The organism is Pseudomonas sp. BF-RE-25, from assembly GCF_019956105.1.
GTDB classification, from domain to species: Bacteria; Pseudomonadota; Gammaproteobacteria; order Pseudomonadales; family Pseudomonadaceae; genus Aquipseudomonas; species Aquipseudomonas migulae.
On the sequence record NZ_JAHBDB010000029.1, the window covers coordinates 1 to 12068 of the forward strand.

The 12068-nt window shown below is 60.0% G+C and carries 11 protein-coding genes; 10 read left to right on the forward strand and 1 reads right to left on the reverse strand.

Features of this window, described 5'->3' with window-relative positions; all coding sequences use genetic code 11:
• The 10 genes from KGB24_RS29410 to KGB24_RS14660 form a co-directional block, all read left to right on the forward strand.
• The coding region (locus KGB24_RS29410; protein WP_411741942.1) for a hypothetical protein at nucleotides 1–109 on the forward strand (109 nt) is incomplete at its 5' end.
• 213 nt (nucleotides 110–322) lie between these two features.
• Entirely contained in the window at nucleotides 323–2059 is a 1737-nt protein-coding gene (gene argS, locus KGB24_RS14620; RefSeq protein ID WP_192226850.1) for an arginine--tRNA ligase, read from the forward strand.
• Nucleotide 2060: 1 nt separating this feature from the next.
• The gene (locus KGB24_RS14625; RefSeq protein WP_008025212.1) at nucleotides 2061–2759 is read left to right on the forward strand and encodes an SPOR domain-containing protein; all 699 of its coding nucleotides are present in this window, start codon (nucleotides 2061–2063) and stop codon (nucleotides 2757–2759) included.
• 287 nt (nucleotides 2760–3046) lie between these two features.
• On the forward strand, nucleotides 3047–3586 hold the full coding sequence (gene hslV / locus KGB24_RS14630; RefSeq protein ID WP_008025213.1) for an ATP-dependent protease subunit HslV: 540 nt from the start codon (nucleotides 3047–3049) through the stop codon (nucleotides 3584–3586).
• Between the two features lie 54 nt (nucleotides 3587–3640).
• Nucleotides 3641–4978, forward strand: coding sequence for an ATP-dependent protease ATPase subunit HslU (hslU, locus tag KGB24_RS14635; RefSeq protein WP_008025214.1), 1338 nt, complete (start codon nucleotides 3641–3643; stop codon nucleotides 4976–4978).
• A 119-nt stretch (nucleotides 4979–5097) separates the two neighbouring features.
• On the forward strand, nucleotides 5098–5475 hold the full coding sequence (locus KGB24_RS14640) for a gamma-butyrobetaine hydroxylase-like domain-containing protein (protein ID WP_008025216.1): 378 nt from the start codon (nucleotides 5098–5100) through the stop codon (nucleotides 5473–5475).
• Nucleotides 5476–5733: 258 nt separating this feature from the next.
• A complete protein-coding gene (gene phaC / locus KGB24_RS14645; RefSeq protein ID WP_223415499.1) occupies nucleotides 5734–7413 on the forward strand; it encodes a class II poly(R)-hydroxyalkanoic acid synthase in 1680 nt (559 codons plus the stop codon).
• Nucleotides 7414–7568: 155 nt separating this feature from the next.
• A complete protein-coding gene (gene phaZ, locus KGB24_RS14650) occupies nucleotides 7569–8423 on the forward strand; it encodes a poly(3-hydroxyalkanoate) depolymerase (protein ID WP_008025220.1) in 855 nt (284 codons plus the stop codon).
• A gap of 114 nt (nucleotides 8424–8537) precedes the next feature.
• The gene (gene phaC, locus KGB24_RS14655) at nucleotides 8538–10220 is read left to right on the forward strand and encodes a class II poly(R)-hydroxyalkanoic acid synthase (protein ID WP_223415498.1); all 1683 of its coding nucleotides are present in this window, start codon (nucleotides 8538–8540) and stop codon (nucleotides 10218–10220) included.
• Between the two features lie 165 nt (nucleotides 10221–10385).
• Nucleotides 10386–11006, forward strand: a complete 621-nt coding sequence (locus KGB24_RS14660; protein WP_008025224.1) for a TetR/AcrR family transcriptional regulator — start codon at nucleotides 10386–10388, stop codon at nucleotides 11004–11006.
• A 199-nt stretch (nucleotides 11007–11205) separates the two neighbouring features.
• Here KGB24_RS14660 and KGB24_RS14665 read toward each other — a convergent pair whose 3' ends face one another.
• A complete protein-coding gene (locus KGB24_RS14665; RefSeq protein WP_223415497.1) occupies nucleotides 11206–12066 on the reverse strand; it encodes a phasin family protein in 861 nt (286 codons plus the stop codon).
• Nucleotides 12067–12068 lie beyond the last annotated feature (2 nt).

The window sequence follows — 12068 nt, forward strand, 5'->3', positions numbered from 1 at the left end:
GGCGCCGCTGCACCGGTTGCTGGCCAGTTGGTTGCTGGTGCTGGAGCAGATGCCGAGTGGGCGGGCGGTGCGCTGGTCTTTGGATGTCGATCCTGTGGATTTGTATTGATTTCAATATTGCCTTCGCGGGCAAGCCTCGCTCCTACGGGACTCACGCTATCCGTTGTAGGAGCGAGGCTTGCCCGCGAAGGCGGTCTATTTGTCACCACATATCCACAACCTGCCCGCTATAGTTGGCAAGCCCGCCTTCGCAACGGATAATGCCCAGTTTTTCCACCAGCGCATCGAAGCGCCGCCGCGCTTGCGGTCGAAAGAGAAGACCATGAAAGACACCATTCGCCAGTTGATCCAACAAGCCATCACCCAACTCGTCAACGAAGGTGTGTTGCCTGAAGGCCTGACGCCGGCGATCCAGGTGGAAAACTCCCGCGACAAGAAGAACGGCGACTTCGCCAGCAACATCGCCATGATGCTGGCCAAGCCGGCCGGCATGAAGCCGCGCGATCTGGCCGAGAAAATCATCGCCGCGCTGCCGGCCGACGAAAACATCACCAAGACCGAAATCGCCGGTCCTGGCTTCCTGAATTTTTTCCAGAACACCGACGCCCTGGCCACCCGCCTCGACGCCGCACTGGCCGACGAGCACATCGGCGTGCGCAAGGCCGGCCCGGCGCAACGCACCGTGGTCGACCTGTCGGCACCGAACCTCGCCAAAGAGATGCACGTCGGCCACTTGCGTTCGACCATCATCGGCGACGGCGTGGCTCGCGTTCTGGAGTTCCTCGGCGACGAAGTGATCCGTCAGAACCACGTGGGCGACTGGGGCACCCAGTTCGGCATGCTGATGGCTTACTTGCAGGAAAACCCGATCACCAGCGACGAGCTGTCGGACCTGGAAAACTTCTACCGCGCCGCCAAGGGACGTTTTGACGAATCCGAAGAGTTCGCCGACCGCGCCCGTGGCCTGGTGGTCAAGCTGCAAGCCGGCGACCCGGATTGCCTGGCACTGTGGACCAAGTTCAAGGACATCTCGCTGTCGCACTGCCAGAAAATCTACGAGCTGCTGAACGTCAAACTGACCATGGCCGACGTGATGGGCGAAAGCGCCTACAACGACGACCTGATCAACGTGGTCAACGACCTCAAGGCCGCTGGCATGCTGGTCGAGAGCAACGGCGCGCAGTGCGTGTTCCTCGACGAGTTCAAGAACGCTGACGGCGACCCGCTGCCGGTGATCATCGTCAAGGCGGATGGCGGCTACCTCTACGCCACCACCGACCTGGCAGCAGTACGTTATCGCAGTGGCAAGCTGAAGGCTGATCGCGCGCTGTACTTTGTTGACCAGCGCCAGGCCCTGCACTTCCAGCAAGTGTTCGCCGTCGCCCGCAAGGCCGGCTTCGTGACGCACCCGATGGAAATGGAACACATGGGCTTCGGCACCATGAACGGCGCCGATGGCCGTCCGTTCAAGACCCGCGATGGCGGCACCGTGAAGCTGATCGACCTGCTGACCGAAGCCCAGGAGCGCGCCTACAACCTGGTCAAAGAGAAAAACCCGGAGCTGGCCGAAGACGAGCTGCGCAACATCGCCAAGGTCGTGGGCATCGGCGCAGTGAAATACGCCGACCTGTCCAAGCACCGCACCAGCGACTACAGCTTCAACTTCGACCTGATGCTGAACTTCGAAGGCAACACCGCGCCGTACCTGCTGTACGCCTACACCCGCGTGGCGGGCGTGTTCCGCAAGCTCGGCAAGGACTTCAGCGAAGTCGAAGGCCAGATCGTCCTGGAAGCCGCGCATGAACATGAGCTGGCAGCCAAACTCGCGCAATTCGGCGAAATCCTGAACAACGTGTCCGAGAAAGGCACGCCGCACATCCTCTGCACCTACCTGTACGACGTTGCCGGCCTGTTCTCCAGTTTCTACGAGAACTGCCCGATCCTCAGTGCTGAAACCCCGGCGCAAATGCAAAGCCGCTTGCGTCTTGCCGCGCTGACCGGCCGCACTCTCAAGCAAGGCCTGGAACTCTTGGGTCTGGAAACTCTGGAGCGTATGTAAGTTGGCTGCCAAGAAAAAACCTGCACCCAAGCGTGGCGCCAGCCGTTACCAAGCTCCAGCAAAGCAACCGATCCCGGGTTGGTTGTGGATGGCCATCGGCCTGACGGTCGGCGCGTTCATTGTGTTCCTGATGAAGCTGGAACCGGGCAAGGGCAGCGACAGCGTCAAGCGCGAGAAGATCGAGCAGCAGAAAGCCACCAAGGTCGCCGAGGCCAACAAGACCCCGCCGAGCCCGACGCAACCGGTGAAGCCGAAGTACGACTTCTACACCTTGCTGCCGGAATCGGAAGTCATCGTGCCGCCGGATGCCGTGCCGGAGAAAACACCGCCGACGCCAGCTGTACCGACAACGCCGGTAACCCCGGCGGAAGCGGCGAAGATCGACACGGCGCGGGCTCAGGCGGCATTGGCTGGCATCACCCCGCCGCCACCGCCACCCGTGGCCAAGGCGGCACCGGTGACCAAGTTCTTCCTGCAGGCCGGTTCGTTCCGCAAGGAGGCTGATGCAGACAAGGTGCGCGCGCAGATCATTCTGCTCGGTCAGGCGGTGTCGGTTGAGTCCGGCACGGTGAAGGACGAGACCTGGTATCGAGTGTTGGTCGGGCCGTTCAGCAATCGCGAACAACTGACCACCGCGCAGAAACAACTGTCCGGCGCCGGGTTCAGCAACCTGTTGTTACAACAACGCCAGAACCGCTGATTTCGTCAGTAAGACCGCGTTATCGTTCATCGCCGGCAAGCCGGCTCCTACAGGTTATGCATCGTTCGCGATATCGTGAACGCCGTGAAATCCACGGTTCACCGTATCCGTGAAAATCGCGCAACCTGTAGGAGCCAGCTTGCTGGCGATGGCGTCAGACCAGACAACACACCTTCCCCCGCGCAACACCGCTCGTCCCCTCTCCCGCCCCGCAGTTGAAAAACGCTCCACCACCCCCATATGAGTTGGCATAAGGCATTTTCGCCCCGCTGCGTGGAGACTCTCCCTTGACCACCATCGTTTCAGTTCGCCGCCACGGCAAAGTCGTCATGGGCGGCGACGGCCAGGTTTCTCTCGGCAATACCGTGATGAAAGGCAACGCGAAGAAAGTTCGTCGCCTCTACCACGGCGAAGTCCTCGCCGGTTTTGCTGGCGCCACGGCCGACGCCTTTACCCTTTTCGAACGCTTCGAAGGTCAACTGGAGAAACACCAGGGCCATCTGGTTCGCGCCGCCGTCGAACTCGCCAAAGAATGGCGCACCGACCGCACCCTCAGCCGCCTCGAAGCCATGCTCGCGGTCGCCAACAAAGACGCGTCCCTGATCATCACCGGTAACGGCGACGTTGTAGAGCCTGAACAAGGCCTGATCGCCATGGGTTCCGGCGGCGCCTACGCCCAGGCCGCCGCCAGTGCGCTGCTGAAGAAAACCGACCTGTCAGCCAGGGAAATCGTCGAAACCGCCCTCGGCATTGCCGGCGACATTTGTGTATTCACCAACCACACCCAGACCATTGAGGAGCAGGACTGCGCCAAAGGCGACGAGTAAGTCTGTTTCGGCCCCACGCCACGACTCATCTTGTTTAAGGTCCGTCAAAATATTATGTCCATGACTCCCCGTGAAATCGTCCACGAACTCAACCGCCATATCATCGGCCAGGACGATGCCAAACGCGCCGTCGCCATCGCGCTGCGTAACCGCTGGCGCCGGATGCAACTGCCGGAAGAACTGCGCGTTGAAGTAACGCCGAAGAACATCCTGATGATCGGCCCGACCGGTGTCGGCAAAACCGAGATCGCCCGTCGCCTGGCCAAACTGGCCAACGCACCGTTCATCAAAGTCGAAGCGACCAAGTTCACCGAAGTCGGCTACGTTGGCCGCGACGTCGAGTCGATCATTCGTGACCTGGCCGATGCTGCCATCAAGCTGCTGCGCGAACAGGAAATGACCAAGGTTCGCCACCGCGCCGAAGATGCCGCCGAAGAGCGCATCCTCGACGCCCTGCTGCCACCGGCGCGCATGGGTTTCAACAACGATGACGCCCCGTCGGCCGACTCCAACACCCGCCAGCTGTTCCGCAAGCGCCTGCGCGAAGGTCAGCTGGACGACAAGGAGATCGAAATCGAAGTCGCCGAAGTGTCCGGCGTCGATATCTCCGCGCCACCGGGCATGGAAGAAATGACCAACCAGTTGCAGAGCCTGTTCGCCAATATGGGCAAGGGTAAACGCAAGAGCCGCAAGCTCAAGGTCAAGGAAGCGCTGAAACTGGTCCGCGACGAAGAAGCCAGCCGCCTGGTCAACGATGAAGAGCTGAAGGCCAAGGCGCTGGAAGCGGTCGAGCAGCACGGCATCGTGTTCATCGACGAAATCGACAAGGTTGCCAAGCGCGGTAACTCCGGTGGCGTCGACGTGTCCCGTGAAGGCGTGCAACGCGACTTGCTGCCACTGATCGAAGGCTGCACCGTCAACACCAAACTGGGCATGGTCAAGACCGACCACATCCTGTTCATCGCTTCCGGTGCGTTCCACTTGAGCAAACCGAGCGATCTGGTGCCTGAGCTGCAAGGGCGTCTGCCGATTCGTGTCGAGCTGAAGGCGCTGACGCCGGAAGACTTCGAACGCATCCTCAGCGAACCGCACGCCTCGCTCACCGAGCAATATTGCGCACTGCTGAAAACCGAAGGCCTGGCCATCGAGTTCCAGCCGGATGGCATCAAGCGCATCGCCGAGATCGCCTGGCAGGTCAACGAGAAAACCGAGAACATCGGTGCCCGTCGCCTGCACACGCTGCTTGAGCGCCTGCTCGAAGAGGTGTCGTTCAGCGCCGGCGACCTGGCCAGCGCTCACGATGACAAGGTGATCCTGATCGACGCCGACTACGTCAACAACCACCTCGGCGAATTGGCGCAGAACGAAGACCTGTCCCGTTATATCCTGTAGGTCATGTGAGACCTGTGTAGGAGCCGGCTTGCCGGCGATGGGGACCTTGAGATCGCCATCGCCGGCAAGCCGGCTCCTACAAGGGACCGCGAGAGTTCCACACTGACGGACATCAGGTCATGACCCAACTCCCCACCGACATCAAACTGCACAAAGCCTCGAAAACCCTGTCGCTGAAATACGCGTCCGGCGAGGAACATCACCTGCCCGCAGAGTTCCTGCGCGTGCACTCTCCTTCCGCCGAGGTCCAGGGCCACGGCAAACCTATCCTGCAATTTGGCAAGATCGGCGTAGGCCTGACCAAGGTAGAACCGGCCGGTCAGTACGCACTGAAATTGACCTTCGACGACGGCCACGACAGCGGCCTGTTCACCTGGGAATATCTGTACCAGCTGGGCGTGCGCCAAGAGGATCTCTGGAACGATTATCTTGCCGAACTGAAAGCGGCCGGAAAGACCCGCGACCCTAACGAATCTGTCGTCAAGCTGATGCTCTAACCCGCGCCTCTTGCGCATTAGAAGGCATTTTCTAATTTCATCTGTTTGAATGCTTGGCCGCGAGGTCAGTCATTAGCCTGCTTGCGAAAAAAATTAAACTCGGGTAACCAATGGAGCTGGCAAGTTACCTGCAGTGCTCTCTGAACTAAAAAGCAGCGATGCAGAATTATCGGTCACCCGAGCAGTAGTACCTGGCATTGGCTGTGTGACTACACGGCTGGACTCAGGTACTCGTCTCAGGACAATGGAGCGTCGTAGATGAGTAACAAGAATAACGATGACTTGAAGAATCAAGCCTCGGAAAACACCTTGGGGCTTAATCCTGTCGTTGGGCTGCGTGGAAAGGATCTACTGGCTTCTGCTCGAATGGTGCTCAGGCAGGCCATTAAACAACCGATTCACAGTGCGAAACATGTCGCTCATTTCGGTCTTGAACTGAAGAACGTGCTGTTCGGCAAATCCGAGCTGCTACCGACCAGCGATGACCGTCGTTTCGCCGATCCGGCCTGGAGCCAGAACCCGCTCTACAAACGTTATTTGCAAACCTACCTGGCGTGGCGCAAGGAACTCCACGACTGGATCGACGACAGTAACCTCGGGCCCAAGGATGTGGCACGCGGGCATTTCGTGATCAACCTCATGACCGAAGCCATGGCCCCGACCAACACGGCGGCCAACCCGGCAGCGGTCAAACGCTTCTTCGAAACCGGTGGCAAGAGCCTGCTCGACGGCCTCTCGCACCTGGCCAAGGATCTGGTGCACAACGGCGGCATGCCGAGCCAGGTCAACATGGGCGCATTTGAAGTCGGCAAGAGCCTGGGCGTGACCGAAGGTGCGGTGGTTTTCCGTAACGACGTGCTGGAGCTGATCCAGTACCGGCCGACCACCGAGCAGGTGCATGAGCGCCCATTGCTGGTGGTGCCGCCACAAATCAACAAGTTCTACGTTTTCGACCTTAGCCCGGACAAAAGCCTGGCGCGTTTCTGCCTGCGCAATCACGTACAGACCTTCATCGTCAGCTGGCGCAACCCGACCAAGGAGCAACGCGAATGGGGTCTGTCGACCTACATCGAAGCGCTCAAGGAAGCGGTTGATGTGGTCACCGCGATCACCGGCAGCAAAGACGTGAACATGCTCGGCGCCTGCTCCGGCGGCATCACCTGCACCGCGTTGCTGGGCCACTACGCCGCAATCGGCGAGAACAAAGTCAACGCCCTGACGCTGCTGGTCAGCGTGCTGGACACCACCCTGGACAGCGACGTGGCACTGTTTGTCGACGAGCAGACGCTTGAAGCCGCCAAACGCCATTCATATCAGGCGGGTGTACTCGAAGGCCGCGACATGGCGAAAGTGTTCGCCTGGATGCGCCCCAACGATCTGATCTGGAACTACTGGGTCAACAACTACCTGCTTGGCAACGAGCCGCCGGTGTTCGACATTCTGTTCTGGAACAACGACACCACCCGGTTGCCCGCCGCGTTCCACGGCGACCTGATCGAGATGTTCAAAAACAATCCGCTGATCCGCCCGGATGCACTGGAAGTGTGCGGCACGCCGATCGACCTGAAGCAGGTCACGGCCGACATCTTTTCCCTGGCCGGCACCAACGACCACATCACGCCGTGGAAGTCCTGCTACAAGTCGGCGCAACTGTTCGGCGGCAAGGTCGAATTCGTGCTGTCCAGCAGCGGGCATATCCAGAGCATTCTGAACCCGCCGGGCAACCCGAAATCGCGCTACATGACGGGCGCCGAGATGCCGTTGAAGGCTGAGGAGTGGCAGGAAAACTCCACCAAGCACACCGATTCCTGGTGGCTGCACTGGCAAGCCTGGCAGGCCGAGCGTTCGGGCGAATTGAAAAAATCCCCGACAAAACTGGGCAACAAGGCTTATCCCGAAGGTGAAGCAGCACCGGGCACTTACGTACATGAGCGGTAATTGACACACCCCGATTACCTGTAGGAGCGAGCTTGCTCGCGATGGACGTCAACGATAACGCGCGCCACCTGATGAACGCGTTGCCCTTTCGTTTTTCGCGAGCAAGCTCGCTCCTACAGGGGATAGGGGACGAATTAACCCACAGGGCTTGAAGCATGCCGCAACCGTTCATTTTTCGTACCGTCGACCTGGATGGCCAGACCCTCCGCACGGCAGTACGCCCCGGCAAGCCTCACTTGACGCCCTTGCTGATTTTCAACGGCATCGGCGCCAACCTGGAGCTGGTGTTTCCGTTTGTCGCAGCATTGGACCCGGACCTCGAAGTCATCGCTTTCGACGTGCCCGGTGTCGGCGGTTCGTCGACGCCGAACCGGCCGTATCGTTTTCCGGGCCTGGCCAAACTCACGGCGCGGATGCTCGACTATCTCGATTACGGGCAAGTGAACGTGATCGGTGTGTCATGGGGTGGCGCCCTCGCCCAGCAGTTTGCTTACGACTACCCCGAGCGCTGCAAGAAACTGGTGCTGGCGGCGACGGCGGCAGGTGCGGTGATGGTGCCGGGCAAACCGAAAGTGCTGTGGATGATGGCCAGCCCACGGCGCTACATCCAGCCATCGCACGTGATCCGCATTGCGCCGATGATCTACGGCGGCTCGTTCCGTCGCGATCCGACACTGGCGGCCAGCCATGCGGCGAAGGTGCGCTCGGCAGGCAAGCTCGGTTACTACTGGCAGCTGTTCGCCGGGCTCGGCTGGACCAGCATTCACTGGCTGCACAAGATCCACCAGCCGACGCTGGTGCTGGCCGGCGACGATGACCCGCTGATCCCGTTGATCAACATGCGCTTGCTGGCCTGGCGGATTCCCAATGCCCAGTTGCACATCATCGATGACGGGCACCTGTTCCTGATCACCCGCGCCGAGGCCGTGGCGCCGATCATCATGAAGTTTCTCGAGGAAGAACGGCAGCGCGCCGTGATGCATCCGCATCCGGCTCCATCGGGCGGCTAACCGACTTATCGTCGGTCGGCAGGACGCCGCGCCGCGCAACAACCCGTTACAGCGTCTATGGTGTTCTGGTTCGGTGTGTTTGTATTTGGCCTGAAGACGAAGGAGTGTTGAGTCATGCGCGACAAGCCAGCGAGGGAATCTTTACCGACTCCCGCAGCGTTCATCAACGCACAGAGTGCGATTACCGGCCTGCGTGGTCGGGATCTGTTTTCGACCCTGCGCAGCGTTGCCGCCCATGGTTTGCGCAACCCCGTGCACAGCGCCCGCCATGCGTTGAAGCTGGGCGGTCAACTGGGGCGCGTGTTGCTGGGCGAAACCCTGCACCCGACCAACCCCAACGACAATCGCTTTGCCGACCCCGCATGGAGCCTCAACCCGTTTTATCGCCGCAGTTTGCAGGCCTACCTGAGCTGGCAGAAACAGGTCAAAAGCTGGATCGACGAGAGCAACATGGACCCGGACGATCGCGCCCGCGCCCACTTCGCGTTCGCTTTGCTCAATGATGCGGTGTCACCGTCCAACACCCTGCTCAATCCGCTGGCGGTCAAGGAAATCTTCAACTCCGGCGGCAACAGCCTGGTGCGTGGCGTCAGTCACCTGGTCGATGATTTCCTGCACAACGACGGCCTGCCCAGGCAAGTGACCAAGCAGGCCTTCGAGGTCGGCAAGACGGTCGCCACCACCACCGGCGCCGTGGTGTTTCGCAATGAACTGCTGGAACTGATCCAGTACAAGCCGATGAGCGAAAAGCAGTATTCCAAACCGCTGCTGGTGGTGCCGCCACAGATCAACAAGTACTACATTTTCGACCTGAGCCCGAACAACAGCTTCGTCCAGTTCGCCCTGAAAAACGGCCTGCAAACCTTCATGATCAGTTGGCGCAACCCGGATGTGCGCCATCGCGAATGGGGCCTTTCGACCTACGTCGAAGCCGTCGAAGAAGCGATGAATGTATGCCGGGCGATCACCGGCGCCCGGGAAGTCAACCTGATGGGCGCCTGCGCCGGCGGGCTGACCATTGCTGCGCTGCAAGGTCATTTGCAGGCGAAGCGGCAACTTCGCCGTGTATCCAGCGCAACCTATCTGGTGAGCCTGCTCGACAGCCAGATGGAGAGCCCCGCGACCCTGTTCGCCGACGAACAGACCCTGGAAGCGGCCAAGCGTCGGTCCTATCAGAAGGGCGTGCTGGACGGTCGCGACATGGCCAAGGTCTTCGCCTGGATGCGCCCCAACGATTTGATCTGGAGCTACTTCGTCAACAACTACCTGTTGGGCAAGGAGCCGCCGGCGTTCGACATCCTCTACTGGAACAACGACAACACACGCCTGCCGGCCGCCTTTCATGGCGACCTGCTGGACTTCTTCAAGCACAACCCGCTGAGTCATCCGGGGGGCCTGGAAGTGTGCGGCACGCCGATCGACTTGCAGAAAGTCACCGTCGACAGCTTCAGCGTGGCCGGCATCAACGACCACATTACGCCGTGGGATGCGGTGTATCGCTCGACGCTGCTGCTGGGTGGCGAGCGACGCTTCGTGCTGTCCAACAGCGGTCATGTACAGAGCATCCTCAACCCGCCGTCCAACCCGAAAGCCAACTTCATCGAAAGCACCAAACTGAGCAGCGATCCGCGGGCCTGGTATTACGACGCCAAGCAAGTCGACGGCAGCTGGTGGACGCAGTGGCTGAGCTGGATTCAGGAACGTTCTGGCGCGCAAAAGGAAACCCACATGGCCCTCGGCAACCAGAACTATCCACCCATGGAGGCGGCACCCGGCACTTACGTGCGCGTGCGCTGACACCCAACACACCACGGTCTTCCCCCTGTAGGAGCGAGCCTGCTCGCGAAAAACGTTTAGGCAACGCGTTCATCCAGACAGCACGCGTTATCGTTAACGTCCATCGCGAGCAGGCTCGCTCCTACAGGGAGGAGGCTGGATTGGAATGATCATTAAGAAGACTGGATGAAAACCCGCGACCGGATCCTCGAATGTGCCCTGCAGTTGTTCAATCAGAAGGGCGAACCGAACGTCTCCACCATGGAAGTTGCCAATGAAATGGGCATCAGCCCGGGCAACCTCTACTACCACTTTCACGGTAAGGAGCCGCTGATTCTCGGGCTGTTCGAGCGCTTCCAGGCGGAGCTTGCGCCGCTGCTCGATCCGCCGTCCGATGTGGAATTGGCACCGGAAGATTACTGGCTGTTCCTGCACCTGATCGTCGAGCGCCTGTCGCACTATCGGTTTCTCTTTCAGGACCTGTCGAACCTCGCCGGGCGTCTGCCGAAACTAGCCAAAGGGATTCGCAACCTGCTCAACGCGCTGAAGCGCACACTGGCTTCGTTGCTGGCGCGGTTGAAGGCTCAGGGGCACTTGGTCAGCGACACGCAGGCGCTGGGGCAGTTGGTGGAACAGATCACCATGACGCTGCTGTTTTCGCTGGATTACCAGCGGATTCTGGATCGCGAAGGTGAGGTGAGGCTGGTGGTGTATCAGATCATGATGCTGGTGGCGCCGCATCTGCTGCCGCCGATCAAGGTCGCGACGGAGCAACTGGCACTCCAATACCTCGAAGAACACGAGTAACCCTTTCACTGGATAAACACATTCCAATTTGGGAGTGAGCCTGCTCGCGATGGCGTCGGGTCAGTCAACATCAATGTTGAATGACACACCGTAATCGCGAGCAGGCTCACTCCCACAATGGCTCTGCGGTGTTTACAGAACCGTGCACAAACAAAAACGCCCGACCTTTGCAGGCCGGGCGTTTTTTTGAGCCCTGAAATCAGGACTGACTGGTTGGCGTCGATGGAGCTGGCGCGGCAGTCGGGGTTACAGCAGGGGTCGGCGCGGTAGCAGAGTTGGAGCTGCTCACTGTCGGCGCCGGGGTTGCCGGTTTGGCGGCAGCCACTGCTGGTTTTGGAGCAGCAGCTTTCGGCGCTGCCGGTTTTTTCACTGCTGGTTTTTTCGCGGCGGCAGGTTTTGCCGCAGGCTTGGCTGCTGCAGGTTTAGCAGCCGGTTTAGCGGCGGCTTTGGCGGCAACCGGTTTCGCTGCTGGCTTGGCTGCGGCAGGTTTTGCTGCGGCCGTTTTGGCTGCCGGCTTGGCCGCTGCTTTCGCGGCGGGTTTGGCAGCGGGCTTTGCAGCCGGTTTAGCGGCAGCTTTTACCAGTGGCTTGGCAGCGGTTTTAGCCGCTGGTTTGGCTGCTGCGGTTTTCGCCGCAACAGGCGCAACCTTGGCACCGGTGAGTTTTTCGATTTGCTTGGTCAGGGTATCGACCTTGCTGTGCAGCGCTTTCACTTCGTTGCGGCTCGGGACACCCAGGCGCGAAATGGCGCTGTTCAGGCGCTTGTCGAAAGCCCCTTCCAGCTCATCCCACTTGCCCAGCGCACGATCTTTCACGCCAGTGATGCGCGATTTGGCAGAGGTAGCGGAGTCCTTGGCGGCATCGACTTTCTTGCCGACAGCGCTCTTGGTGAGCTTCTCGGCTTTCTCGCCGTCTTTGACCAATGTATCGAAGAGCTTGCTGCCGTCAGTGTCGATCTTCGAGTACACGCCTAAACCAGCAAGCCAGATTTTGCGGGAGTAGTCTTCGACTTTCCCGATCCACGAGCTGCCTTCTTTTTCGGTGTTCTTTTTACCAGCCATCC